This is a genomic window from Maribacter sp. 4G9 (assembly GCF_002742265.1).
Classification (GTDB): domain Bacteria; phylum Bacteroidota; class Bacteroidia; order Flavobacteriales; family Flavobacteriaceae; genus Maribacter.
This window is the reverse complement of record NZ_MDGL01000076.1, coordinates 32,646-59,006: the sequence shown is the minus strand read 5'-3', so window position 1 is coordinate 59,006 and position 26,361 is coordinate 32,646. Positions and strand designations below refer to the sequence as shown.

At 41.2% G+C, this 26,361-nt stretch carries 28 protein-coding genes and 1 pseudogene; 13 read left to right on the top strand and 16 right to left on the bottom strand.

Annotated elements, in window-relative coordinates:
• Positions 1 to 183 precede the first annotated feature (183 nt).
• The 8 genes from BFP75_RS10175 to BFP75_RS10140 form a co-directional block, all read right to left on the bottom strand.
• Entirely contained in the window at positions 184 to 915 is a 732-nt protein-coding gene (locus BFP75_RS10175) for a DUF6090 family protein (protein WP_099545251.1), read from the bottom strand.
• A gap of 192 nt (positions 916 to 1,107) precedes the next feature.
• Complete coding sequence (locus tag BFP75_RS10170; RefSeq protein ID WP_206073538.1) at positions 1,108 to 1,554, bottom strand: DUF4440 domain-containing protein; 447 nt, start codon at positions 1,552 to 1,554, stop codon at positions 1,108 to 1,110.
• A gap of 33 nt (positions 1,555 to 1,587) precedes the next feature.
• A complete protein-coding gene (locus BFP75_RS10165) occupies positions 1,588 to 2,496 on the bottom strand; it encodes an amidohydrolase family protein (RefSeq protein ID WP_099545249.1) in 909 nt (302 codons plus the stop codon).
• A 192-nt stretch (positions 2,497 to 2,688) separates the two neighbouring features.
• Positions 2,689 to 3,159 (bottom strand): DinB family protein, encoded by a 471-nt coding sequence (locus tag BFP75_RS10160; protein WP_099545248.1) that lies wholly within the window; start codon positions 3,157 to 3,159, stop codon positions 2,689 to 2,691.
• A gap of 289 nt (positions 3,160 to 3,448) precedes the next feature.
• On the bottom strand, positions 3,449 to 4,033 hold the full coding sequence (locus BFP75_RS10155; protein WP_099545246.1) for a hypothetical protein: 585 nt from the start codon (positions 4,031 to 4,033) through the stop codon (positions 3,449 to 3,451).
• A gap of 24 nt (positions 4,034 to 4,057) precedes the next feature.
• Complete coding sequence (locus BFP75_RS10150) at positions 4,058 to 4,801, bottom strand: DUF6090 family protein (RefSeq protein WP_099545245.1); 744 nt, start codon at positions 4,799 to 4,801, stop codon at positions 4,058 to 4,060.
• A 139-nt stretch (positions 4,802 to 4,940) separates the two neighbouring features.
• The gene (locus BFP75_RS10145; protein WP_099545243.1) at positions 4,941 to 5,468 is read right to left on the bottom strand and encodes a DinB family protein; all 528 of its coding nucleotides are present in this window, start codon (positions 5,466 to 5,468) and stop codon (positions 4,941 to 4,943) included.
• Between the two features lie 146 nt (positions 5,469 to 5,614).
• A complete protein-coding gene (locus tag BFP75_RS10140) occupies positions 5,615 to 6,445 on the bottom strand; it encodes an alpha/beta fold hydrolase (protein ID WP_099545241.1) in 831 nt (276 codons plus the stop codon).
• Positions 6,446 to 6,549: 104 nt separating this feature from the next.
• Between BFP75_RS10140 and BFP75_RS10135 the strand changes: the two genes are divergently transcribed.
• The gene (locus tag BFP75_RS10135; protein WP_099545240.1) at positions 6,550 to 7,155 is read left to right on the top strand and encodes an FMN-binding negative transcriptional regulator; all 606 of its coding nucleotides are present in this window, start codon (positions 6,550 to 6,552) and stop codon (positions 7,153 to 7,155) included.
• Between the two features lie 44 nt (positions 7,156 to 7,199).
• Here BFP75_RS10135 and BFP75_RS21805 read toward each other — a convergent pair whose 3' ends face one another.
• Positions 7,200 to 7,367, bottom strand: coding sequence for a hypothetical protein (locus BFP75_RS21805; protein ID WP_165776572.1), 168 nt, complete (start codon positions 7,365 to 7,367; stop codon positions 7,200 to 7,202).
• Positions 7,368 to 7,376: 9 nt separating this feature from the next.
• Between BFP75_RS21805 and BFP75_RS10130 the strand changes: the two genes are divergently transcribed.
• Both BFP75_RS10130 and BFP75_RS10125 read left to right on the top strand, forming a co-directional pair.
• Positions 7,377 to 8,531, top strand: a complete 1,155-nt coding sequence (locus tag BFP75_RS10130; protein WP_123803384.1) for a glycoside hydrolase family 113 — start codon at positions 7,377 to 7,379, stop codon at positions 8,529 to 8,531.
• A 146-nt stretch (positions 8,532 to 8,677) separates the two neighbouring features.
• On the top strand, positions 8,678 to 9,574 hold the full coding sequence (locus tag BFP75_RS10125; RefSeq protein WP_099545236.1) for a DUF4382 domain-containing protein: 897 nt from the start codon (positions 8,678 to 8,680) through the stop codon (positions 9,572 to 9,574).
• Positions 9,575 to 9,776: 202 nt separating this feature from the next.
• Here the strand turns inward: BFP75_RS10125 and BFP75_RS10120 are convergent, their stop codons facing one another.
• Complete coding sequence (locus BFP75_RS10120; protein WP_099545234.1) at positions 9,777 to 10,829, bottom strand: NAD(P)-dependent alcohol dehydrogenase; 1,053 nt, start codon at positions 10,827 to 10,829, stop codon at positions 9,777 to 9,779.
• Between the two features lie 164 nt (positions 10,830 to 10,993).
• Here BFP75_RS10120 and BFP75_RS10115 point away from each other — a divergent pair, with 164 nt between their 5' ends.
• Together BFP75_RS10115 and BFP75_RS10110 are read left to right on the top strand one after the other, a co-directional pair.
• Entirely contained in the window at positions 10,994 to 11,485 is a 492-nt protein-coding gene (locus BFP75_RS10115) for a DoxX family protein (protein WP_099545232.1), read from the top strand.
• A 226-nt stretch (positions 11,486 to 11,711) separates the two neighbouring features.
• Positions 11,712 to 12,194, top strand: coding sequence for a DoxX family protein (locus BFP75_RS10110; RefSeq protein ID WP_165776571.1), 483 nt, complete (start codon positions 11,712 to 11,714; stop codon positions 12,192 to 12,194).
• On the opposite strand, the gene BFP75_RS10105 is transcribed toward BFP75_RS10110, so the two are convergent.
• On the bottom strand, positions 12,191 to 14,350 hold the full coding sequence (locus BFP75_RS10105; protein WP_099545229.1) for a TonB-dependent receptor: 2,160 nt from the start codon (positions 14,348 to 14,350) through the stop codon (positions 12,191 to 12,193). The genes BFP75_RS10110 and BFP75_RS10105 overlap by 4 nt on opposite strands.
• A gap of 216 nt (positions 14,351 to 14,566) precedes the next feature.
• Between BFP75_RS10105 and BFP75_RS10100 the strand changes: the two genes are divergently transcribed.
• Both BFP75_RS10100 and BFP75_RS10095 read left to right on the top strand, forming a co-directional pair.
• Positions 14,567 to 14,986: a DUF2141 domain-containing protein gene (locus tag BFP75_RS10100; protein WP_099545263.1), complete on the top strand. Its 420-nt coding sequence runs from the start codon at positions 14,567 to 14,569 to the stop codon at positions 14,984 to 14,986.
• A gap of 89 nt (positions 14,987 to 15,075) precedes the next feature.
• Positions 15,076 to 15,447 (top strand): iron chaperone, encoded by a 372-nt coding sequence (locus BFP75_RS10095; RefSeq protein WP_206073537.1) that lies wholly within the window; start codon positions 15,076 to 15,078, stop codon positions 15,445 to 15,447.
• 23 nt (positions 15,448 to 15,470) lie between these two features.
• On the opposite strand, the pseudogene BFP75_RS10090 reads toward BFP75_RS10095, so the two are convergent.
• Positions 15,471 to 15,949: pseudogene (locus BFP75_RS10090) on the bottom strand (Dps family protein).
• A 122-nt stretch (positions 15,950 to 16,071) separates the two neighbouring features.
• On the opposite strand from BFP75_RS10090, the gene BFP75_RS10085 reads away from it, so the two are divergent.
• Positions 16,072 to 17,010: a LysR substrate-binding domain-containing protein gene (locus BFP75_RS10085; RefSeq protein ID WP_099545228.1), complete on the top strand. Its 939-nt coding sequence runs from the start codon at positions 16,072 to 16,074 to the stop codon at positions 17,008 to 17,010.
• A gap of 77 nt (positions 17,011 to 17,087) precedes the next feature.
• Here the strand turns inward: BFP75_RS10085 and BFP75_RS10080 are convergent, their stop codons facing one another.
• On the bottom strand, positions 17,088 to 17,285 hold the full coding sequence (locus tag BFP75_RS10080; protein ID WP_099545226.1) for a hypothetical protein: 198 nt from the start codon (positions 17,283 to 17,285) through the stop codon (positions 17,088 to 17,090).
• A gap of 185 nt (positions 17,286 to 17,470) precedes the next feature.
• Between BFP75_RS10080 and BFP75_RS10075 the strand changes: the two genes are divergently transcribed.
• Complete coding sequence (locus BFP75_RS10075) at positions 17,471 to 18,739, top strand: D-alanyl-D-alanine carboxypeptidase/D-alanyl-D-alanine-endopeptidase (RefSeq protein WP_099545225.1); 1,269 nt, start codon at positions 17,471 to 17,473, stop codon at positions 18,737 to 18,739.
• A gap of 43 nt (positions 18,740 to 18,782) precedes the next feature.
• Here BFP75_RS10075 and BFP75_RS10070 read toward each other — a convergent pair whose 3' ends face one another.
• Positions 18,783 to 19,376, bottom strand: a complete 594-nt coding sequence (locus tag BFP75_RS10070) for an NUDIX domain-containing protein (RefSeq protein ID WP_099545223.1) — start codon at positions 19,374 to 19,376, stop codon at positions 18,783 to 18,785.
• Positions 19,377 to 19,450: 74 nt separating this feature from the next.
• On the opposite strand from BFP75_RS10070, the gene BFP75_RS10065 reads away from it, so the two are divergent.
• The 4 genes from BFP75_RS10065 to BFP75_RS10050 are packed head-to-tail and all read left to right on the top strand — an operon-like array spanning position 19,451 to position 23,959.
• Positions 19,451 to 21,157 (top strand): DUF885 family protein, encoded by a 1,707-nt coding sequence (locus tag BFP75_RS10065; protein ID WP_099545222.1) that lies wholly within the window; start codon positions 19,451 to 19,453, stop codon positions 21,155 to 21,157.
• A 3-nt stretch (positions 21,158 to 21,160) separates the two neighbouring features.
• On the top strand, positions 21,161 to 22,204 hold the full coding sequence (locus tag BFP75_RS10060; protein WP_099545220.1) for an aldo/keto reductase: 1,044 nt from the start codon (positions 21,161 to 21,163) through the stop codon (positions 22,202 to 22,204).
• Positions 22,205 to 22,206: 2 nt separating this feature from the next.
• Positions 22,207 to 23,595, top strand: coding sequence for a Na+/H+ antiporter NhaC family protein (locus tag BFP75_RS10055; protein ID WP_099545219.1), 1,389 nt, complete (start codon positions 22,207 to 22,209; stop codon positions 23,593 to 23,595).
• A gap of 10 nt (positions 23,596 to 23,605) precedes the next feature.
• Entirely contained in the window at positions 23,606 to 23,959 is a 354-nt protein-coding gene (locus BFP75_RS10050; RefSeq protein ID WP_206073536.1) for a TIGR04076 family protein, read from the top strand.
• A gap of 27 nt (positions 23,960 to 23,986) precedes the next feature.
• On the opposite strand, the gene BFP75_RS10045 is transcribed toward BFP75_RS10050, so the two are convergent.
• The gene (locus BFP75_RS10045; protein ID WP_099545217.1) at positions 23,987 to 24,580 is read right to left on the bottom strand and encodes a gluconate 2-dehydrogenase subunit 3 family protein; all 594 of its coding nucleotides are present in this window, start codon (positions 24,578 to 24,580) and stop codon (positions 23,987 to 23,989) included.
• A 4-nt stretch (positions 24,581 to 24,584) separates the two neighbouring features.
• Positions 24,585 to 26,285 carry a GMC oxidoreductase gene (locus BFP75_RS10040; protein ID WP_099545216.1) on the bottom strand — a complete coding sequence of 567 codons (1,701 nt, stop codon included), beginning with the start codon at positions 26,283 to 26,285 and terminating at the stop codon, positions 24,585 to 24,587.
• Between the last annotated feature and the right edge of the window lie 76 nt (positions 26,286 to 26,361).

Below are 26,361 nucleotides of genomic sequence, written 5' to 3'. Positions count from 1 at the left end.
TTACCTGTCCATCGGTGATTTTCCTGTTGTTGTGTTCGTTGTGGTTCATTTCTTTCAGTAGGTCGTCGACCAAACAATATATTGCTATAACTTTGTCCTGGAGCATTTTGAGATATTTTTATAGTTCGCACCATAAAATTACAAACTCATCTTGCTCCTATTTTTTTAGGAAACTCGGGTTAATTAATCAAATCGCTTTGAATTAAGTTCAGTATTGATCATCTCTATATTACTGGTAATTGTTTCACTAAGTTTACTAAACTCTTTATTGTTAGATTGATGACCATTCTTTGACCATTTAAGTGCATTTATGAACAAAACATTCTTCTTTAATCTTTCATAATCAATTGGTATACTTGATTTCCCCCATTCAACAGCTTCAACATTTTGTAATTGGATAGGTGCTATAAAACTATGAAAATCACCACGGAAGTAATCGTTATAAGTTTTCGCCTTTTTATATGAAAAGTTATATAGTTTTAATATGCTTTTTCTAAGATGTTCATTTCGTAAAAGTTCAGGTCCTGTAGTTGTCAAATTTTGATAGGTCGAACCATTGAATTCAAGAACATTTGGACTAGCCCATCTGTCAAAATAGAGAGATAAACTGTCATTATAGGGCATATTATTCTCTAGATGTTTTATTAATTCATTACAAGATTTGATTACGAATTTGTTGGATGTGATAATTTCATCGAGAATTAATAAGTCTTCATCTAACTCATTTTTAAATTGCTGCAAAACCTTCTCCTCCTTCTTTATCCGTTTCTTGTTCTCGCTCCAATTATTAATTTGAAGTGCTATCAGAATTCCAATAACAACAAGAATTATTTCTCCAATTGCATATTTTAAATACTTTCCAGTTTTACCCTCAGAAAGTAGGTTTTGTCTTATTTGTCTGAAGAACTTAATCATATTTCAGGTTTCTTTTTCTTCCGCAAGCGGCTATCTCAACCAAATGTCTACAGGACATTTGATTTGGCTTTGCAAAATTTAGTTTCGACAATCTAAAGAATTTTATCATTGGTTATTGGTTGGTACCTAGTGCTAGTGCTGCTTAGCAATTACCGTTCTACATTCTTTGGTTAGCACCTAGCGTTTTAGTTTTCATTTATCGTAACAAAGAGTTGGGATTTTATTTTCCACACCCCCGGACTTTTTGGTCCACATGGCCGAATAATTACCATTGACAATGGATTCATCGCTCTTTTCAGGATCATAGCCATTCCAAGTACCGCTTTCCCAAGCCAGCCCTCTATCAGCATTCACTATAATTTCCTGTGTATTCCGAATCCAATACATTTTGCTTTTTCCGCCTTCTTTTATATAGCTTGCCAAGGCTTCCTTTCCACACAATAAAGTTCCATTCCCTGTTGTGGTAAGTACATCATTGGTCAAATAGGAAAGTACAGCATCGTTGTTGTATGTTTTAAGTGCCATATTGGATGCATTTCTAGCGGCCCTATTTTGTTCTTTTTCCGTTTGGGAGTAGAGTCTCGAGGAAAGTATTAGCATACACACTACGAGTAATGCCACAATTCTTGTTCTGTTCATCTGTGTTCCTGTTTTAAGATTACTTAACGACACTTAATTCAAGTTTAAAAATCGTGCGGCATTATCATAGAAAATACCCTCTTTATCCTTTTCGGTTAGGAACTCAAGGCTGTTTAGGAAATTGATTGATTTTTCAATGGCATAAGGCCACACCATTTGGTCCGACCCGAACATCACCCTGTCCAAATAACCCGCATGTTTTGCATTCTTTAGAAATTCCATAACCGTGCGCTGGGTATTGGGCTCCACCCAAAGCATTACGGCAATATCTGTATATAACTGGGGGTAATAGGCCATAAGCCGCAAAGCATGTTCATGCCACTCTTCCCCACCGTTGTGCATTAAATACATTCTCATCTTGGGATACTTTACCAAAACATCTTCGATCAAATATGGATCGCCCATACTCAACCTTGCTTTTGGGGACCAGGAATAAGTACCGCCAGGGTCGCCCCCACCAGTATGTACGGCAACGGGGATATCGTACTTTTCACAAATACGCAAATAAGGCTGCCAAATGGGATTGCTTAGTGTTGTACCACCGTAATACGCTCCAATTTCCCCAAAAACTTCAATTTCCTTATCCTTAACCATTTGCTCGAACTTAAGACTGTCCAAGCCATAATCATCGGGTGAAAAAATCAAGATCCCCTTGACTACCCGATCAGTGTCATCCTTTGCGGCCCATTCATCCACACTTTGGGGATTACCGCTCACCACAGCTTTCACAATATTCCATTTTTTAAATGCCTCGAACGTCTCAACGCGATGTTCTTCTGCATTTGCCGCACTTTTTTCACCGTAATGATCACTTGTGGGCTCACGTTCACCAAAATCGGATTCGGAATACGAATGAATGTGCATATCAATAATTCTGGTCTGGGAGAATGCGAGTGAAAACTGTACTATGGAAGCCAGTAGTATAAAAATGGGTCTTTTCATGATGGTTGGTCTATTTTGTTACCGAACAATTATATATGCGCATACGTACGCCAGTATCTTTTTGAGGGTAAGTTCCTTAAAACTCCCACAAAAAATTTGTTTGAGCAAGGAAAAGGGGAAATATGTGGGTTCTACTACGCTCACCCACCTAAAGCGACTCTCCATCGACTGAGCTCAGGGCTGGCTGCTCAATCACCTATTTGTAATCATCTTTTTAAGCAACGAAATTTGACCCAGATGATAATAGCTATGCTCTATGACACCTTCGATATTCCGTACATAGGTACCGTATTTTTCGTCCACAAATTTGGAGTTCAGTGTGTTTTCGGAAAGACGGGAAACTTCATTGACAAATGTCTCCGCATTCTTAATAAAATCATTTTTCAGGCTTTCCCAATCCCTTTCAGATTCAATTTTTGGGTGGTCAAAACTATAGGCGTCCCGTATCTCAAGATTCCCGCCCTTGAATACATTTATAATACCGGCTAGATAATAATTCACATGAAAGGTCAGCGCGGCAATCGAATTCAATCCAGCTATCTTTTGCATGGCCTGTTCCCAGGTTACATCCTCTAATAGCTCCTTGTAATTGGTATTTGCAATCCAGCGTCCGCTTAACAGTACTTCCGTTAGTCTACCCGCCAATTCTTTATTCCGTGCCATGCTATGATTAATATTTTTCCCAATAGGCTAGTATGCACATTTTATATAACCTGCTTTAACTACCCATATAGCGACTAAAATTCCTATAAATTATCTATTTCGGCAAGAAAAAGGGGAAATATGTGCCTTTGGCTACGCTCAGGCACCAAGAACATATTTGTCTAATGATAAAAATAGGCCGGAGGGTGAGCGTAGTCGAACCCTAAGGTAATATGTGCCTTAGACTCCCCTTCAACGGCGCTCACAGTGCAATAGGATGCAACTTTAACTAAACCTACTGCTTGATTATTTAATCCACTTTGATCTTTGCTCCGTAGAAGGCGTTTATCAAGTAAAGGATATTAATAAGAGGACCGATCATCAAGGCCTGTTGCCAATCTATGATATCCATATAGGTGATAAAAAAGGTTAAAAATGTTATTCCAGAGAGCACGATTGCGGTCCATTTCAACCATTTTTTCAAATACGTATCGCTTATATACAATTTTAGTAACCCACCTAGGAATATGAGGTTTCCAAAAACAAACACCACCGTCGCCATTTGATTTGCCATCTCCGACATTTCAAAAGTGGTGTTTTGATAGCCACCAAGCATAATGGGGTATGTGGTAAGTAGTATCAGCTGCCCCACCGAAATAATTGCCCAGCTAACTTCTTTCAACTTAAAGGCAAAATACAGGGCACCGATAGCGATTAGGGTCATAAATAGAAATTCTGCCTTCCAATGCATTCCATATATCTGCCAGTTATCATTGACGTATTCGTGCCTTTCCACTGGATCTAGGGGAGCCTTGCTGGACAAATAGATATAAATCCCAATCGTGATATTAATCATAACGGAACCAATAATCCAAAGTAGTTTTCCAAGTTTCATAAAGTATGTTTTTATTGAAGGTTGTTATTTTTTTAATTCGGCCTCCACTAGAGCTATAAGTTCCTGGTTTCGGCTTTGTGTATCCAATATCAACTCATTTTGAACACCGATCATCATTTTTGTCCCGAATAGATCGGATAATAATTTTTTATCCGTGGCGATGTCCAATTCCTGTAAAGATGGCATCTTTGAGGAAACCCCCATCCAATTGGCTACAAACTCCTTTGTAAAAAATTTAGGGTAGGAATCATCTACTATTCTTCTGTTAACCACCATAATGCGATTCTGAATTCCCCCCAAATAATCATAGTTATAATATTCGGAAAATGCTTTTCTTAATTCGTTGTTGGCAATAAGATCAATGCTTTCTGCGGATAGCATATTGTTGAATGCGATACGAACGGGGTCGAACACTTCGTAGTAGGTAAAGTCGTTCGCATTTTTATTAAAAATTCGAAATCGATCTTCATTGGTAAGCGTGTCCACAAAAATCTGCAGCATTTCATCTACGAGTTGTATCTTGTTGACATTAAAATCTATTACAGCCTCCAATCGTAGGGAATCTTGTAGAAGGTTGCTACGAATCTCCTCTAGATAGGCCTTTTCCATTTTTTGGGTTTGTTTATCTATATTCCAATTATTAATCTGTAAAGCAATCAAAATCCCTATAACAACGAGAATAATTTCTCCAACGGCATATTTTAAGTACTTTCCAGTTTTTCCTTCGGAAAGTAAATTCAGTCTAATTTTTCTAAAGAATTTTGCCATGGGTCAGTGGTTGGTCAAATAAGTAGTGTTACCAATAGCAACATGGTGTAAAACAAAAATTTAAATACTGGGGAAGTACCTTAAAAATCCTACAAAAAATTGGTTCGGGCAAGAAAATAGGGAAATATGTGGTCTTGGCTCAAATCCTCCTTTGCAGTCCGTAATCATAGGGTTTATCTACCAATCTTTTTATAGTTGCCATTTGTCCGCAATGCCACATGGTATGCTTTATGTTCCAATCAATGGCCTCAAATTTGGTCTTGGCCACAGGGTGCGGCACTTTAGTCGGTTCCACGGGTTCCCATAAGTCGATTCCGGACAGGGAGTTTATGGCCTCTAGCGATTTGTTCTGCATCCGTTCCAAATCTAATTTAAGCTGTTCTGGAGTCCAATGACCTGCCATTTCTTGGGCAAAGGTATCGTAACCACATAATTTGGTATACGACCGTAAGTCCATTTGATCCAGCAGCTCGGGCAAATGTCCTACCGTGGTCATGATGGAATGGTAGTAGATACTCACCACCAAATGACCTATTTGCCAACAAAAATTTGAACCTAAAACTTCCGGGATGATTTCCCATTTCTCAGCGGGAACGGAGTCCATCAGTCTATGCGTCCAGTCATAGGCGGTTTCCGTTTGTTTATTGAGGATTGCTATTTCGGTCATCGGGTATATTTTGGATCGTTTCTTCAAAAATATACAAACAATACAATAACTAACTTGGCCCTTTAATGGTTTTTTCCCAGATTAGCTGTACAACAAAAAAAGAACCTATATGAAGGCTCTTTTAATTTTCTATAATATTCTTCTCCTTACTTTTTTAAAAAAGAAATCAAGATATCGTTCAACTCCTTGGAATGGGTAAGGTTCAAGCCATGGGGTGCTCCTTTGATCACTTCATAGGTATTGTCCTTTATTCCCTTGGCCGCCTGTTCCGCTGAGGTCTCAATGGGCACGGTCTCATCCGCATCGCCATGAACGATCAAGGTAGGTACGTTTACATTTTTTAGTTCGGGTCTAAAGTCGGTATGCATCCAAGCCAAAGCGGTTTGTATGGTAGCTCGTGGTGATGCGTGGGAAGCTATGATGAAATCATATTCCAACTGTCCTTCGCTTACCTTATTCTTATTATCATCGTAATTGTAAAAGCCTTTATGGAAGTTCTTCAAGAAACCTACACGGTCCTTTTGAAGACCTTCCTTGATATTGTCCAAGACGTTTTCGGGTACCCCCGCCGGATTATCATCCTTTTTCTTGACCAACGGAACAATGGAGCTGATCAAGGCCGCTTTCGCTATTTTCTTGCTTCCATAATCCGTTAAATATCGGACCACTTCTCCGCCTCCCATGGAGAATCCGACAATTACAACATTATCCAATTCCAGGCCTTCAATAAGGGTATCCAAATCGCTTGCCAATGCGGAATAATCATAGTCTCCCCAAGGGGCCGAGGAAATTCCAAATCCCCTTCGGTCATAGGATATACAACGGTACCCCTCTTCAACGATCTTCCAAACCTGTTGCTCCCAGGATTTTCGGCTCAGGGGCCATCCGTGAATTAATATCACCGGTTGTCCTTCACCATAGTCCTCATAGAATATATCGACAGCTTCTTTTGCTTTTTTATTTGTTATAAATGGCATCTTAATTTTTTTTAAGTTCCATCGAATTTACCTTTCCTTTGCCAAACACCTTGACGCTTTTAATTTGATTGTTGCCTGAATCCATGTTTTGCTAACTTTACACTATGTACACTCCCAACCATTACAAAAACGAGGACATTTCCCAAGTACGGGATTTCATAAAAAACAATGGTTTTGGAATCTTGATCAATCAGGTCCTTGGAAAACCATGGGCCACCCATATTCCTATGGAATTGGTTACCGATACACATGGAACCGATTTTTTGGTCAGCCATATTTCCAAAGCCAACCCGCAGTGGAGGCATTTTACCGATACAGACACAGTGCTTTGTATCTTTAACGGACCACATTCCTATGTCTCCTCCTCATGGTATGCCGATGAAGAAGTACCCACTTGGAACTATATCGCCGTGCATGTCTACGGTCGAATCCGTATCTTATCGGAAGAAGAAGTTCTGGCCTCCATGCATACATTGGTGGACAAATATGAAAAGGATTCCAAGCATTCCATTTCATTGCACGATATGTCCGATAAAACCATGGCGCAGATTAGGGGCGTTGTGGGATTTAAGATAAGGATAACGGATATCCAGGCAACTTATAAATTATCCCAAGGTAGGGAACACGACCATGCCAAGATAATATCGGAGTTAAAGGAACGGGATGCCGGGGCTAAAGCGATTGCCCAAAACATGGAAAAAAAGAAGTAACAATGCAAAAGCGCGGTATACATTTGGTTTTGCTGTACCTATTCCTATGGGTAGCAACGTTTGTGTATTTCCTGGTCCGGTTTTCCCGAAGAAACGAAAGCCTTTCTGAATATATCTCCTTTTTCTTTGAACTGGCTTCCCGCAAGTTCATCCTCATAGGTTTCCACATCCTTTTTCTGCTTTGTTGCTTGCTTTATTTTGTAGTTGTTCATTTTGTAAATGTGGGCCGAAAAAAAGGCAGTCGTACCGCGTGGCGCCAATTATCATTCCGATTTTTATTGCCCGTCGTTTTTCTGGTTGTCGGGTTTAAAACGGTGGTCTTCATCAATGCCAATGAGGGACATGATTTTCAATGGGATGCTAAGGCCATGAACACATCCGGGAAGGCAAATCATTATTATGAAATTGACAATAAGCACAGGGGCGCTAGCGTTTTTGGTTGGTCGGACGACAATACCGAAGCGATAAACAACTTGATAAGGGCCAATGTGGAATGGGTGGCCGTCGTTCCCTTTTTACATCAGGAAAACGAAAAGACAACCCAAATGGAAGTCCCTGAATCTATGAAAACTTATGGCCGAAGGGATTCCAGCATCGTGAGGGCCATCAATGACCTGCACGACAGAGGTTTGCACGTGCATTTAAAACCGCATTTATGGATGAACGAAGGTTGGCGGGCCAACATCCAATTAAAGGATGACCGTGAATGGGATCTCTGGTTTGAAAGTTACCGCAAAAACATGCTCAAGTACGCCAAAATAGCTCAAGAAACGAACTCTGAACTTTTCTGTGTGGGAACGGAACTAAAAACTTCCATCAAGAAACAACCCCAAAAATGGAGGTCGCTTATTACCGAAATCCTTACTCTATATGATGGCAAACTCACCTACGCCGCCAATTGGCATGACGAATACGAACATATCCAATTTTGGGACCAGCTGGATTATATTGGCATACAGGCCTATTTCCCACTTACAAAAGAGGAACATCCCAATTTGGAAAGCATCGAAAAAGGCTGGGACAAACATTTGGCCGCTTTGGAGGCCGTACACAAAAAATACGGCAAACCCGTCCTCTTCACGGAGGTGGGCTATAAAAGCACTCCCGATGCCACTATAAAACCGTGGGAATGGGGTTCCTATTTTAATAAGTATACCATGAAGAAATCGGACCGAACCCAGCAACTGGCCTATGAGGCCATGTTCAAAAAGAATTGGGACAAACCTTGGTTCGCAGGTTTATATATATGGGAATGGCAAAATAGAACTACTCCCGAAAGTGCAAAAACTGACCTTGATTTCTCCCCTCGTTACAAACCTGCCGAAAACGTGATTGCCAAGTGGTTTGGCACGTACCCCTCCCACCAAAAACCTTGAATTTCTTGGTTTACATCGCATGTAGTTCATCGAATTTATGCTACTATTGATCTTAAGGTTCTTAGATTTTTACACCTTTGTACTGCCCAACTTTTTAAAATAACCGATTTTCCAAAAAATAAAGGGAAAACATTAAACATTTTAAAATGAAAACAAATCTTATCTTCGCCCTACTCGCATGTACCCTATTTTTAGCTACTAGTTGTTCAGATGACTCCCCAAACATGGATGGAACGGGGAGGCTACGTGTACAAATGGTCGATGCCCCATTCCCTTTTGATCAAGTTGCCGAAGCCAATGTAACCGTATTCAAAATCGATGTAAGATTAAAAAAAGGGGAAATCATTACGGAAGACGATGAAACGACCGATGCGGAAGAAATGGACGATCCTTTCGTAGTCCTCATGGAGGAGGAAATCCCACTAAACCTATTGGATCTGGTAAACGGAACTACAGCCAGCCTAGCCGATTTAGAAGTACCTGCCGGCACCTATGATTTGGTAAGGGTCTATGTAAAAGGTGTAAACGTGGTTCTTATGGATGGAACTGAATATGACCTAAAAGTGCCAAGTGGAGCACAAACAGGAATTAAAGTATTCATAAAACCAGGGCTTACCATAGTAGGTGGCCTGTCTGCTGATCTATTGCTTGACTTTGATGTGAACAGATCCTTTGTTACCAAAGGAAATACCAAGGTAGCCGGGGGCATTACCGGGTTTAATTTTAAACCCGTTATCAAAGCCTCCAACATGTCTACGGCAGGAACCCTTAAAGGGAACGTTTCCGCGCTTGTGGAAGAAGCTCCTTTGGGACAGGAAGGTGCATTGGTAGAGATATTTAATGAAACCGATACCTTGACGACCTTTTCCGATATAGATGGGAATTATTTGATTATGGGAATTCCGGCCGGTAGCTATAGAACCACTTCTGGTTTGGAGGGTTATGTTCAAAGCGATACCATATCCGCAGAAATAAATGCTGCCAACAATACGGTTCAGGATTTCATCCTAGACGCCCAAGTCGTGGTAGAAGAAGGCAATTAAGCTCCCTGAAAATATGAAGATACAAGGAGCTGTCTAAAAAGTCCTAATTCCATTCAAATGTCACATCGAGCGCAGTCGAGATGCATCAAAAATAAATAAGTTATATGCTCTACTCTAGTTTATCTTGAGCAGATCCGGAATGCTCCAATTGACAAAAAAGGACTTTTTAGACAGCCTCTCTTTATTTCCTAATGCTCCTAGATCAACTTTCCTTAAGTGATTTCATATCGATAACGAATCGATATTTAACATCGGACTTCTGAAGTCGGTCATAGGCTTCGTTGATATCCTGGATGTTAATCATTTCTATATCGCAAACCACGTTATGTTCCCCACAAAAGTCGAGCATTTCCTGGGTTTCCTTAATACCCCCGATCAAAGATCCGGCAATACGCTTTCGTCCCATGATCAAACTTCCACCATGTAAGGGATCCAGAGGTTCCACTGCACCAACAATAACCATCGTGGCATCCCTTTTTAAAAGATTGGTATACGGATTCATATCGTGTCCTACGGGTATCGTGTTCAATAAAAAATCAAAGCTACTGGCATGCTTTTTCATCTCCTCGTCGTTTTTGGAAATCAAGACCTCATCAGCCCCCAATTTCTTGGCATCCTCGCTTTTATTGGGAGAAGTAGTGATCATCACCGTATGAGCGCCCATGGCATGTGCGAACTTAACACCCATATGGCCCAATCCGCCCAATCCAATGACACCTACCTTGTCTCCTTTTTTAATTTTCCAATGCGCCAAGGGGGAATATGTAGTGATACCGGCGCAAAGCAAGGGAGCTGCTGCCTTAGGGTCTAAATTTGTGGGGATTTTAAGAACAAAGTCCTTATCCACTACGATACTTTCGGAATACCCGCCAAAAGTATGCCCGCCTAAATGTTTGTCCTCACCGTTGTAGGTAAAGGTGGCCCCATTTTCACAAAATTGTTCCAGATCGTCCTTGCAAGCCCCACAAGTCTTACACGAATCAACCAAACAGCCAACGCCAACCAAATCACCTTCTTCAAAATTCGAAACATTGCTGCCTACTTCCAACACCTTACCAATGATTTCATGACCAGGCACCACAGGGTATACAGAATTTTTCCAATCATTTCGTACTTGGTGTAAATCACTATGACATACCCCACAATACAGAATGTCTATTTTAACATCATCAGGTTGTACGTCCCTCCTATCAATATCAAAGGGTTTTAAGTCCGCTTCCTTTGAAGAAGCTGCATATGCTTTTATAGTTGTCATTTTCTTGTTCTTTAGATATTTAACAAAGATTAAAAGAATAAAAGGAACTTCTTGACCTATATGCTAAAATCATGAATTCATTATATCAAATTTAAGTCTCGACAATTGCAAATAATTTGTTAATTTAAGAGGACACTAACCAGCTAACCTTCAAATTACATGAAATGGTTCGTCTACGGTATTTTTTGAGTCAAGCTCTAAAACCTTATCAAGTTGATGGTGTGCTGCCCAATCTTATGTTATTGTTCCCAAGGGTATTTATGGGGTTTTTATTGGCCTTTATTTTTTCCAATGAGCTCTTGGGAACCCCATGGTCAGATGAGGGGTTGCAGTTTTTGCAGGTGGCACCCTGGTTTGTGGAAAAAGTATCGGATTTTGGCATGCCCTTTAGTCTTATGCCCAAGGCTTTTGCCTGGTCGGCAGCTATTACAACGGCCTTGGGCGGTATTTTATTGATTTTGGGGATGAACACTAGAATAACGTGCTTTTTCATTGTTTGTACTAAGTTCATCACTATCCTATTTAGGGCATGGGACGGCAGTTGGGATATTCTTCCTGTCTTTAGTATCTTTTGTTTCGGCCTATTTTTTATGGGTTTTGGCGCGGGTAAGTATAGTTTAGATTATTATATCGTGAACCGTTTTCATCTTGGGTAAATAATAAATAAAGATAAATCCCATAGCTATTAAACCGTCTAAAAAAAGCGGGTATTTTGACCATCGACACGAGGGTGGCAATTATTTACCTATAGGTAACGTACCACATTAACTTTTTAAAAAAAATCGTTTTTAAAAGTTTTTCATTTGGTATACTTATGCCGATATCCTAAATTTAGGATACACTAACCTAAGTATCATTTTAACCCAATGAAATATGGTCTGTGTGCTTTGCGAATACAAGAAAATTCTTAGGCCGTTTGATGTTAATGGCTTTATTCCCAACCTGATTTTAATATTTCCCAGAGTACTCATGGGATATTTTTTGGCCTTCAAATATGCCCCGAACAAGTTTGGCACCCCTTGGACACCGGATTATATGAATTTATCTATGTTCGAAGTATCCAAGGAATTTGTGGACCATATAGCATTTCAAGGTTTTCCATTTGACACTATGCCCTTTCTTTTTGCGTGGTCCATAGGTTTTATGGAAGCCGTTGGCGGACTTTTGCTCATTATTGGACTGAATACCCGCGTCACTTCGTTTTTTGTATTCCTGACCATGGCAATGGGTATATTTTTTAGAAAATGGGACGGCTCCTGGGATATCCTGCCCGTCTTTCTATTTTTTTGCATGGGTATGTTCTATATGGGTTTTGGGGCTGGCAGATATAGTCTGGATTACCGTTTGTCCCAATATGTCCTTTAAAGATTGTTCAACTGGTTGCTTTTGCTATCCTGACTGATGGTCCAAAAGAAGCCAACAAAAAAGAAGGTATCGGCATTGGGCCGTATGGTCCGCCTTTCAAAAACACCTAAATCATTTGGAGAATTGGCATATTGGTACCCATTGACATTGTTAAAACCTGCCACATTACTAATGGAAAAATAGAGGATTTTTTGTTGGGACAGAAGGTAGGCCCAATTGATGCTCAAGTTATTGAAGGATTTCGTCCTTTCACTTAAAAATTCGGTCTTATTGGGATCGTTATAGGGCCTTCCGGAACCATAATTATAGGAAAACCCCACTTGGGAACGCCAATCCTCGACCCAATATTTGGTGACGAGGGAAAAGCTGTGTTTTGGCGCAAAGTTTGGCGTGGCCCTTTCCCTAAAATTTCGGTAATCCCTTTCAGTGTCCAAATAGGAATAGGACACCCAATAATCTAGATTGTAAATACTTTTATTGTCCCGCCAGAAAAGGTCCAATCCTGCAGCATAGCCACCGCCATTGTTGTTGAAAACGGAATTGAATTGGGGCATTTCCGTATCGAACTTGACCAATCCTTGATAATTCTTATAATACGCTTCTGCCCTAAAGGTTTTCCCATTATCCAAATATTGATAGTTGAGAATGTAGTGTGAAGTCTTTTCAGATTCCAGGTTTTGGTCAAATTTCAAGTATTCCGCCCAAGGGTTCTGATAGAAGTCCCCAAAAGCCAAGGAAAACTGTCCCTTACCCCCACTTTTATAGGCCAATGAGAATCGGGGTGACAGCGCTGTCTGTTCCAAAAGCCTGCTGTGTTCCACGCGCCCCCCGAGTTTCATGGCAAACCGATTGCTAAAATAGACATCGGTTTCTGCAAAACCGGCCCATAATCCATCGGTAAAACCATAGGGGAACGAATCTATTCCGGCACTGCGGAAGGTTTCATCAAAGTCTTGTACAAAATATTCCGTACCAAAATTCAATTGCAGTCTATTCGTAAAGTTCTTTCCCATTTTGGCCTTTAGGTGAACGGCCGTCTCACGGGAATCTATGTCGTTGTTCAGCACAATCACATCGTTGGTATCATTGGAAATACTGACCCCTGTGGAAAGCGTCCATTCTTTCTCGAAAAAGTTCTTGTAGGAGGCGTTTAGATACAGATTGTTGTTTTGAAGGCGAAAATCCACAAATTCGTCAAAGTTGATATCGGCCTGGGCGATATCCAGATTGGAATGATTGAATCCTGTATAGAGCTTGAATATACTTTTGTCTCCCAAACTTCGAAACACTGCCTCCCCGGAATTGGATTCAAATGGTTTGTTCCATCGCATGTCCTGATCGGAAGGTACCAACACTTGATAGGGGGCCAAGTTGATATAATTGGCATTGATGCTCAGGGATTCTTGGCCCCATATTTCGGTATGCCCCAATCCTCCACCTACGGACATAAGGGAAATATCCGTTTTTTCCTGTTCTGGGATATCCGTTGTATTCAGTAAAAGCACACTCGAAAGCGCCTGACCGTATTCCGCGGAATATCCTCCGGTACTAAAGGTTATCCCCTTGAACAAAAAAGGAGAGAATCTGCCCCGTGTGGGAATGTTGTTCGCAGTAGCATTGAAAGGTTGAAAAACCCGCAGACCGTCAATAAACACTTGGGTCTCACCGGCAGCCCCTCCCCTAACGAACAACCTACCATCCTCATTTACCGTACTGGTACCTGGAAGGGTTTGCAATGCGGCGACAAAATCGCCTGCCGCCCCGGCCGTTGTTACGATATCCAGTGGTTTTAAAACGGACACCTTTGAATTATCACCCGCCTGAAAACTTCCTGCGGTCAAGGTAACGCCCGTTAATTCGTTTAACGCCTCATATAAAGTAATCTTAAGGTCCTTAAAAAATGAAACATCCCCTGCTTGCGAAAATGGTTCAAAGGAAAGCATGGAAACCAACAGGTTTTGCGTACCGGTTTCCGTGGTCTCAAAGCTGAAATTTCCCTGGGCATCCGTAGAGGCACCATCATAAGTGCCTTCCAAATAGACATTGGCCCCTTCTATGGGATGGTTCCTTGTATCCAGCACCACCCCAGAAACGACCGTTTGTGCATTGGTGGCTATGGTGATACAAATAAATAGAAACTGATAGAAAATTCTCATGGTGTTTTATTCCGATTGATTATGGAACAAAACTCCTCCAATAGAAATGGATGTCAAATTTAGGCTGACCGAATTGTGGAAAAAGTACCTTGAATTGAAGTCAAAAAGTAATGTTACAACTCAGTCCAAAAATTCCACAATTGGGTAGATGTATTTTTCTTGATGCTTGGATATACTGCAATTTTGGGACATCAAATAACTATAAAAATCACAGACATGAAAAAAATGGGAATTATTTTAGGATTGGTAATAACAAGTGTATTGACCGGATATGCCCAAGAAAAAAAGGGCGTCAACGTAACCGTAACCATTGAGAACGTATTGTCCAACGAAGGTCAAATCATTGGCTCCCTGCATACTGCCGATACCTTTATGAAAGGAGCCGGCATCCAGAACAAAAGTGTGGATGCCACCACCGGGGAAGTGACCCTTACATTTTCGGACGTGGAACCCGGAACTTTTGCCTTAATGTTGATGCACGATGCCAACGGAAATCAAAGAATGGATTTTGAACCTACCGGCATGCCCAAGGAAAGTTATGCCACCACGGGAGAAATGACCTTTGGCCCACCAAGTTTTGATGGTTCCAAATTTGAAGTAGCCGATACCGATTTGGAATTCAGGATACGGTTCTAGAACAAAGCAGCGATCATTAACGAAAAGACTTCCAATTGGAGGTCTTTTTTTTATGGAATGAATTTCCTAATTTTAAATGGATAACCTGGATGTACCTTCCTATGCCAACCATGATTAAGGCTTTCGATTTTGAGGGCTATGTTGCCCATTTCCCATTAGAAATACAGGAGCAATTACGGGTACTTCAAAAACTGGTCAAAGAAACCGCTCCACAGGCCGTAGAAGGAATAAGTTATGGAATGCCAGCGTACAAACTAAACGGGAAGCCTTTGGTATACTTCGCAGCGCAGAAAAAGCATTTTGGGTTTTATGGCACGCCTTCCGCGCATGCGGCATTCGAGACAGAATTGGCAGCATATAAAAAAGGGAAAGGATCCGTTCAATTTCCCTTTGACGAAGAACTCCCTTTGGGGCTCATAAAAAAAATGGTCCGTTATAAAGTTCGGGAACTAAGTAACTGACCATTTCGCAGGCTTTCTATACATTAAATTTCTTCTGCCAGCCAAGCCTTCATCTTCCAAACGGTTTTTTCTGTTCCGTAATGAAATCACTAATCATAGATTTGGTTCCTTCATCATCAGCCTCGTCCGATGATTTTAAAATACTTCTTTCTATGGTTAGCAATTCCTTTAACGAATTGACAATCAAACGAATTGCTTCATCATCCTTGATAATATTCTTGCCTACAGGTACCGAAGCCCTATCAATGTAGTACTCGAAAGTATGCATAGGAACACCGCCCAAGGTTAATATTCGCTCTGCCAGCATATCTACTTTAGCGGTTGCATCGGTATATAACTCTTCAAACTTTAAGTGCAAGTCAAAGAATCTTTTGCCCCTAATATTCCAATGAATTCCACGGAAGTTTTGATATTACCTTTGAAAATTGGCCAAAAGCAAATTTAAATCCTTACTAATCTCTTCAGATTTGTGGGTTCCTAAACCAATACTATTTAATTTCATATCTGTGTATTTATATATTAAGTTGTCGATTACATTACTAAGTATAAAGATATCGAATAAAAATAACGACAGTCATAAATAATATTGATAGTTTTAATACCTTTAGCATCAAAATCGTTAGCATGACAATTACCCAATTAAGATACGTATTGGCAGTTGCCGAATATCAAAACTTCACCTTGGCGGCCGAGAAAAGTTTTGTGACCCAACCCACTTTAAGTATGCAGGTACAAAAGCTTGAGGATGAATTGGATGTACAAATATTCGACCGCGGAAAAAAACCGATTACGGTCACCGAAGTAGGCCAAAAAATTGTGGCCCAAGCAAAGAATATCGTAAACGAAGCCAACAGGATAAAGGATATTGTAGATCAGGAAAAAGGCTATATAGGAGGTGATTACACCTTGGGTATCATTCCTACCATCATGCCCACCCTTTTACCCATGTTTCTAAAAACATTTATCAACAAATACCCCAAGGTAAACCTCATCATTAAGGAACAAAACACGGAAACCCTTATTGATAACCTGCAGGACGGTCATTTAGATGCCGCCATTGCCGCCACACCCTTGGAGGTGGACACCATCATAGAAAGGCCTTTGTATTATGAGCCATTTGTTGGTTACGTTCCAAAAAACCATCGATTGGGTACTTTTTCCACACTTGAGGTAGAAGATCTTGACGTTTCCGATATCCTATTATTACAGGACGGGCATTGTTTTAGGGAAGGTGTTTTGAATCTTTGTAAAGCTCCAAAAAAACTGGGGGCCGACCACTTTCAGCTGCAGAGTGGAAGTTTTGAGACCTTGATCAATCTTTCCAACGAAGGCCTTGGCATGACCCTTCTACCCTTCTTAAATACATTGGAATTGGAAGCCGATAAAAAGCAAAATCTCAAATACTTCAAGGAACCCTCCCCGGCCCGGGAGGTAAGTCTGATCTATCATAAAAGTGAACTCAAAATCCAGATTACGGAGGCATTGAGGGATGTTATCTCCTCCGTTGTAAGAGGTGCGATTGCTTTTCAGGACGTTAAGATCATTAGTCCTCTAAACAAGTAAAATCAATTTACGCTGACATCTATGAAAGTGGCATAACACCAAGTCATAAAAAAAGCCACTTTTCAGTGGCTTTTTACTTATGCTTTAAGATACATTAAACTAGACTTAAGCTCTGGTTTATCCATTACAAAATTTTCCAACCAGACCTTTAATTCAGCTACCTCCTCCGGTAGCAATCTCTCAAGGGCTTTTCTAAGCTCCTTGTAAAACAATTTGGCATCAAAACTAACCTTCTGGAGCACCGTTTTACTGTACTCCAACATTGTTCTCTTCATCTAAACACGTTTTTAAATTAGTTGTTGTGTAAATTTAAACCCCAAAGCCTGTATAATATTGTGGTCAAAAAGTTAAATTCAAATAAAAAATGTTAAACCACCACACTATGTGACTCGATGAAATATACTAAAAACTAAGTTTATATCCTAAAATATTGGTTAACAACACGATACCTATTTATTAAATGCAAAAAATATCTATATTATTGCTGGTCACAGCCCTTGTATTCAGTTGCGCAAGCGTAAAACAAAGAACTCGAAAATCAATTGATGCAACATTGTATTCTTCGTTTTACGATACTCAATTTACAGGGTTCTTGGTTTTAGACCCTATCGCTAAGGATACACTCTATGATTACAATAGCGATAAATATTTTACCCCGGCCAGCAATACAAAAATATTCACCTTATACACGGCCTTAAAAACCTTGCCCAAGCATGTGCCCGCCCTTAATTACACGCATCAAAACGACACCCTATATTTTGAGGGAACTGGCGATCCTTCCTTTTTGCATCATTATCTACAGGATAGCACGGCCTATTCCTTTCTAGAAAAAAGTAGCAATCTGGCATTCTCTCATGCTAATTTTCAGGATACCCATATGGGTCCGGGTTGGTCCTGGGACGATTTTGCGTGGTACTATTCCCCGGAGCGAAGTGCTTTCCCCCTTTTCGGAAATACAGTCTTAATCCAACAAACACCAAATTTCAAAGTTTCCCCGGATTATTTTAAAGACAGTGTGGTACAGGTTCAAAATACATGGAACCGTGAAAAAGACAAGAACATTTTCTATTTTGATACTACCGAAAGGGATTCCTTGGAAATTCCCTTTAAAACAGAAACACACACCGTTAAAAATATTTTGGAGCGACTGTTTTCAAAGTCGGTCACCCTAATCGATAAAATGCCCCAGGGCAAGAAAGGAACGCTCTACGGAATTGATACCGATTCCCTATATGTGAGATTGATGCATGAAAGCGATAACTTCATTGCCGAACAACTGCTCATAATGGCATCTGGAATACTGACGGATACCTTGAACTCAGAAAATGCCCGAAACCATATCTTGAAAAACCATTTAAAGGACCTCCCCCAGCAGCCACGATGGGTGGACGGTTCAGGATTATCGCGGTACAATCTATTCACACCGCAATCCATGGTATATGTTTTAAATCTGCTTTACAAGGAAGTGCCTGAAGAACGTCTTTTTAGTATTTTTCCTACCGGAGGTGTTTCGGGAACGGTTGAATCTTGGTACGGGGGCAAAGAGGAACCCTATATCTTTGCGAAATCGGGAAGTCTAAGTAATAACTATTGTTTAAGTGGTTATCTAAGGACCAGAAAAGGAAAGTTGCTAATCTTCAGTTTTATGAACAATCACTTTAGGCATTCTTCATCGGAAGTAAAGGAACGAATGCAATCAATTTTCGAGGCGATACGGGAAGGGTATTAGGTGTTCGTTGTTGGTTGTTGGTTGTTGGTTGTTGGTAATAAAATTAACTATTAACTCTTATCAAATTATTAGTTTGCGCATATTGCAGCAGCATGACGGTCTTGGCATCACAGATTTCGCCATTAGCCATCATCTGTAACGCATTTTCAAAGGGCATTTCCAAAACTTCGATATTTTCAGTTTCATCGTCCGCACCGCCTCCTGCTTCAACCTTCATGGCGTCTTGATACTCCCCAATGAACAAATAGAGCTTCTGGGTTACGGAACCCGGACACATGTACGTGACCAATACCTGTTCTACTTCAGTAAGTTGATACCCAGTTTCTTCCAATATTTCCTTTAAAATACACTCCTTGGGCGTGAGTCCGTCCAATAGACCGGCACAAACTTCCACCATCATTCCATCCGTATTGTCATTTACATACGTAGGCATTCTAAATTGACGGGTAAGCACCACGGTTCCTTTCCGGGTATTGTATAAAAGTACGGCTGCCCCATCGCCACAATCATAGGATTCCCGTTTTTGAACCTCCCAACTACCATCAAACTTTTGATATTCAAAAGTGTATTTGTTGAGGGTGTACCAATTATCAGAAAGAATTTGGTGGTCTATATTTTTAATTCTACTGTTTTCCATGTGCTAAATTTAACGAACATAATCCGCATAAATTGCTATCTTTCCCAACAAGACCAAACCTGTTTTTTTAGGCTATGAAAACCAAATATGGCCATTGGCTGTTATTTTTCCTGTTAACTTTTTCTGTATCAGCGCAGGACTTGGGCGAACGATATATTTCAGCTTGGAAGGCATTTTACCCTTCCAAAGCACTGGAAGCGGGTATGCGACCTTCTGTATTTCATTATGAGGACCTATCAGAAAATACGATTGCCCAATGGCTAGAATTCAACGAACAAATCCTGACCTTACTTTCCCAACCCAATGCCCAAATTGATCCTATTGACAGGAGATTACTAAGGGTTCAGGCCCAATCTGAAGTTGATACGTGGAAGAACCTAAGCAAGCATACCACTTCTCTCAATCTGTACGCGGAACTTATTTCGGACGCAATCCCTACGGTCATAAAAGCCAATTATCTTCTGGACCATGAGAAAGATGACATTATGTGCAATCGGTTTGTATCCATAGAAAAATTGGCATCGGCTGCGCAAAAAAATCTAAAAAACGTTTCAAAAGACGATTTGGAACAAGGCCTTGAAAATGTATCGAAATCCCTAACATATCTGACTCAGGGTGACTTCAAAAATAGAGGTCAGAATTCAATTTCGAGGGAATGCCCTGCGATGGATTCCGCTATACAAAGTATGGAGTCCTTAAAAGCATTTGTGCTGGAAAAATTTGAGGACAACACGTTACCTGAGACATCTATTCTAGGAAAACAGGAATATGACCGAAGGTTAAAATTGTATACGGACAGCGATCTAACTTCAACCGAATTGGCCGAAATGGCCTTGAACGAAATTGGGACGGTTCGTGATTTAATGGCTGAGGTATCAAAACAATACCTTCTTGAGACCTATCCCACTAAAAATCTTCCTAAAACCGACTTGGAGATTATTGGTTTGGCCTTAGTTGATATGGAAAAAGACGCTCCCTTGAACAGTGCCGACTACCTTCAATTTTGGCAACAACTGGCCGATAGTGCCGTCGCATTCATTCAAAAAAACAATATTGCCACCTTACCCAAAAATCAGACCTTACGTATTCAAACTGCACCGGAGAGCGCTGGTCCCGCAGCACGTATCGGCTGGGTGGCGAGTGCGCCGCCATTCGACCCCAATCCCATGACTACGCTCAACTTACCTTCCATTCCTGATACCCTGCCGCAACAGGAACAAGTGGATTTTTGGGCTTCTTTCAACAAGCCTTTTAACCGTATGATTGTTATCCATGAACTTTTCCCAGGGCATTACATGCAATTGAAAATCAGCCGGGAAACGCCGCATAGACTAAGGTTGCTTTTCCCATATGGCATTTTCATTGAAGGTTGGGCCACTTTTACTGAAAAAGTGCTATTGGATGCCGGGTGGGAAGCTGAAAATAAACTAACCCTTTTGGCACACTTGCGCAAACGCCTGGAAAATGCAAATCGGGCATACACATCCGTGCAAGTGCATTGTAACGGGTGGAACCAAGATCAAGTTTTAGAATTCTCGACCGAAACTTCCTTATTGGCACCACAGTTCGCCAAAAGTCTTTGGGGACGAATCATAAACAGTCCCTTGCAGCTTACCTCCTACTATTTGGGAGGAGCCCAATTCACGCAATTACTAAAAACCGAAAAGGAACGTTTGGGCGACAATTTCGATTTGAAATATTTTATGGATACCATTATGAAGGCAGGACCTATACCCATTGATGAATTTTATGACATTTTTAAAAATACAAGCCCCAATTAATCCATGAAACGAATAGAATTACAACCCGGATATACCATTTCAAGGGTGATCAAAGGTGGATGGCACTTGGCGGGAGGTCACGGAAATATCTCAGAAGAACAAGCCTTGGTCGATATGCGTCATTTCGTAAAAGCGGGTATAACCACGTTCGATTGTGCCGATATTTATACAGGGGTAGAAGAACTCATCGGCAAGTTTAGAAAAAAATATAAGGATCAATTCCGTTCGGGAGAATTGTCACCGATTCAAGTGCACACCAAATATGTTCCGGACTACAATGCCCTGGCAACGCTCAAGAAAGAGGATACGATCCGGATAATTGACCGTTCGCTCAAACGCCTTGGTGTAGAACAATTGGATTTGGTACAATTCGCTTGGTGGGATTATCAATTCCCGAAATATTTAGAAACTGCAGTCCACCTTTCGGAATTGCAAAAAAGCGGAAAAATACGATTTCTAGGAGTTACTAATTTTGATACGAAGCACATTCAGGAAATGCTGGATGCCGGTGTAACCATCGCATCCAATCAAGTGCAATATTCCGTACTGGACCATCGGGTGGAAAAGAATATGACCGCGCTGGCCAAAGAACACAACATTCCCTATCTCTGCTACGGCACCGTGGCAGGTGGGTTCCTGAGTGACCGTTATCTGAACGCACCCGACCCTGTACCCCCTTATGAAAATCGTTCCCTGACCAAATACAGATTGATCATTGATGAATTTGGAGGTTATGAACTTTTTCAAGAGGCACTTCAGGTCCTTAGAACGATTGCCGACCAATACCAGGTAGGTATCGCTGAAGTTGCTTGTAACTATATTTTACAAAAACAAATGGTGGGTGGTATCATCGTTGGCGCAAGAAACCGTAATCATCTAGAGAGTCTACAGAAATTGGACAGTTTTACCTTAAACCAGAATGACCTTGTCAAAATAGAATCAATTGTTTCCCGAAGCAAAGGCCCCAACGGTCCCTTTTATGAATTGGAACGCGATAAGACCGGCAAACATGGTTCCATTATGAAATATAACCTTAACGAAGACTAAGTTTGAAACTTGACGAAACACAGGAAGCCCTTCCAAAAATCGAATTCTATGGTGGCACCTTAGGGACCTTGTTGCCCTTTTTCGTTTTCGTTTCCGGAGTGATTGGCATTGCCCTCTCCGGTGCTCCGGACGAGCGTGGATTTTGGCCCATTTTAATATTGGCCTTGGGTTTAGGTCTTTTGCTTTGTAAGGATAAAACCGCATTTTCCGAAGTCGTCATTGCTGGAATGTCCCAAAAAATAGTGATGATCATGATCACCGCTTGGATCTTGGCATCTATTATAGGAGTCCTTATGACACTTACGGGTTTTGTGGAAGCCTTGATCTGGCTTACCGATCAAGTAAAACTTTCGGGCCCAGGTTTTATAATCGCTACGTTCATCATTTGTTGTATCGTTTCCTTGTCTACGGGTTCAAGTTTCGCAACCATATTGATTTGTAGTCCGCTGCTCTACCCTACTGGAGGTGTTTTAGGAGCACATCTACCTTCCTTGGCAGGGGCCATTATTGGCGGAGCCACCTTTGGGGATTTTATCGCTCCTATTTCAGACACGACCATTGCCAGCGCCCTAAGTCAAGATGCCAAAATCGGTACAACCATAAAAAGCCGATTGAAATATGTTTTTCCTGCGGCATTGTTTGCTTTGGTCTCCTATGGTGTGATGGCCTACAACAACGTAGGTTCAAGTATTGCTGATATAGGTGGGTTGGGCAATCCGAAAGGACTCCCTATGTTATTGGTGCCCGCATTCATCATCTATCTTTTCCTGAAAGGAAAACATCTTTTGCACGGACTCTTATTTGGGTTACTTTTTGGAACAGTTTTGAGTCTAGTATTTGGACTTTTACCATTCGATAGGGTCATTGTCCTGGATATCGAAAATTTCACCACCAAAAGTTTTGTTATCGATGGTATCAACAGGGCTGTAGGACTTAGTTTTTTTACCATACTCTTAATGGGCCTGGTAGCTACGTTAAAGGCCAGTGGAATTATGAACCGTTTGGTGGATTTTGCCGCTACCAAAGCAAAAACCGAAAAGCATGCCGAAGGTTGGATCGTTACGGTCATGAGTATGGCCTTGTTATTGACTACCCACAGCATTGTCGCTATTTTAATGGTCGCCGACTTTACAAAAAAAACAGGTGAACGGTTAGGGGTATCTAAAATTAGACGCGCCAATCTCTTAAGCTTGATCGCCTGTATATTCCCGTTTTTGATGCCCTATTTTATACCTGTAATATTAATGGCCAATATGACCAAAACCGGCCAAGAATATGATATTCCACAAGTAAGTCCGTTAGAGGTAGGATTGTTCAATTTTATGTCTTGGGGCCTACTAATAATGGTTGTAATAACCTTAACTTTTGGTTGGGGTAAGTTTAATGAATGAAAAAATAAAAATGGAAAAAGAGAATACGTTGAGGGATGATCAATTTGAACTCTATGATTTAACCGTTGTCGTTGAGAACATTGGCGGTAACTGCACCTGTAATATGAAAGTTGGCGATAAATTTTACCTAAAAGGCGGAAAACTGTCCATGCCCGATACCGCCGATTTTTGTCTGTACGCCCTACAATCCACCATACCCCTCTTACCCACCAAACAGCGAAAAAATCATCCGGCCGACTGGATGGAAACCGATGCGCGAGTCGTCTGCCCAGATCCTGAGTGCAAACTGGTCATGCGAATAGATCGTGATAACCTGAGGGTTCTAAACCACGATGATGTGAGCCCGATTAAATGGGAAAAATAATGCCTGATAAGTAGAAAGTAAAAAATCCTATAGACTCCAGCGATTTCCTACTTCCGATAATGGCTTACAAGCTTCGTATCCGCCCGGAATGGGGTCATAACTCAAAACGTTTTCCCCTATTTTCTCGGATGTAAAATAAGCCCAAATAGCCATGGATTTCATCGATCTGTAAAAACCTACAGGTTGCTGGTCCCCTACCGTAGTTCCCCAAACACCGGGATTGAACTTTGGTGCTTTTGCCTCCTCTTCCTTTAACATCGCCACCTTATCGGCTTCGCTCAATGCATGAAAGGTCGATCCATATTTCTCCTTGCTAGTCGCGTTGAATTCCGCAATGGCATTGCGCATATTTTGTTGTCCTTCGGCATCATACGTTTGGGCAACAACTTTGTCTATGAACATATCGGCCTTTACATCCAATCCACCAGGGGTATCGGTAGTTGGTAAAATAGTATCTATTAAAGCGGAAATGGTCTTGGCTTCGTCCTCGGTAAAGAACTCAGGTTGCCAATCCAGCCTTGTTTCATTTTTACAGGATTGTAAAAGGGAAAAAAGGGATGGCATCGCAATCGTTGCCCCTGCCAATAGGCCCGCTTTCTTAAGTGCTTTTCTTCTATCCATGATTTTAGATATTAAATTTTTTCAATTCGGATACGGCATGGTCCGCCGCTCTGGCCGTTATGGCCATATAGGTCAATGACGGGTTTACACAAGACGAGGAAGTCATACACGCGCCATCCGTTACAAAGACGTTTTTGGCCGCATGTACCTGATTAAATCCATTAAGCACGGACGTTTTTGGGTCCCTACCCATTCTTGCAGTTCCCATTTCATGTACTCCATATCCTGGCGGGTGTTCCTTATCAAAGCCCATCACATCCTTGAGACCGACTTTTTCCAGCATTTCCACAGCGTCCTCCTGAATCTGCTTGTTCAATGCCTTTTCATTCTCCTTAAATTCGGCATCAATTGTCAAGGTGGGCTGTCCCCATTTGTCCAATACATCGTGATTAAGGCTTATTTTATTTTCATGGTATGGTAAACATTCCGCAAAACCGGTGATAAAGAACTCCCAACCGCCCGGCTTCAATATACTGTCCTTAAAGTCGGCCCCAAAGGACTCCTCATTTGCCGGGTTTCCACCGCGATAACCGCCACCCTGATAACCAAATCCACGAAGGAATTTATCGGATTTGGTCTTTTCATCGATATTTACATATCTAGGTATATAAATACCATTTGGTCTCCTACCCTTATAATATTTATCCTCAAAACCATCAACCTTACCTATGGCACCAACCCTGTAGGTATGGTCCATAAGGTTGTGGCCCAATTCACCACTATCGTTACCCAATCCGTTTTCAAAACGCTTGGATTTGGAATTCATTAAAATATGAGCCGTACTCAAAGTAGACGCATTCACAAAGATAATTTTTGAATTGTATTCAATTACTTCACTCGTTTCCGCATCAATGATACGAACTCCCGTGGCCTTCCCTTTGGCATCGTCATAAATAACTTCTTGCACAATGGAATAGGGCCGGATGGTCAAATTTCCCGTAGCGTTGGCCGCAGGCAAGGTTACCGCATTACTACTAAAGTAGGCTCCGTAAGGACACCCCCTACTACATCGATTACGGTTTTGGCACTGTCCCCTTCCATTATGAGGCTGGGTCAAATGCGCAACCCTACCAATAATCATGTTTCTACCTTCAAAATTCTTTTCTATTCGTTCCTTGACATGTTTTTCCACACAGTTCAGTTCCATGGGAGGAAGAAAATGACTATCGGGCAATTGTGGCAATCCTAAGGCTTCCCCACTAATTCCAGCAAATTTCTCCACGTAAGTGTACCAAGGTTCTATATCCTTGTATCGTATAGGCCAATCAACGCCATGGCCATCTTTTGCATTGGCCTCAAAGTCCAAATCGCTCCAACGATAGGTCTGTTTACCCCAAAGAAGCGATTTGCCCCCCATTTGATGACCCCTCAACCATAAAAATGGTTTCTCTTCCGTGTACGGATTGGCTTCATCATCCGCCCAAAAATGTTCGGTATCCTTGCCCACCCATCCGGAACGGATATTCTTATAATGCTTCTTTTTTTCTTCGGGAGTGAGACCTCCGCGGTATTCCATGTCCCAAGGATCCCAATTCATGGTAGGGTAATCCACCACATGCTCCACGATAGGACCTCTTTCCAGCACCAACGTCTTGAGTCCTTTTTCACAGAGTTCCTTTGCTGCCCATCCACCACTGATTCCTGATCCTACCACTATGGCGTCGTAGGTCATGTCTTTTTTTGCGTCTATATTAAAATTGGCCATAAAAAATTATAAAATTAACCCTTTAAAGATAGGGTTATTCGAGGATATGACAAGAGCATGCCTATCCATCAAACAA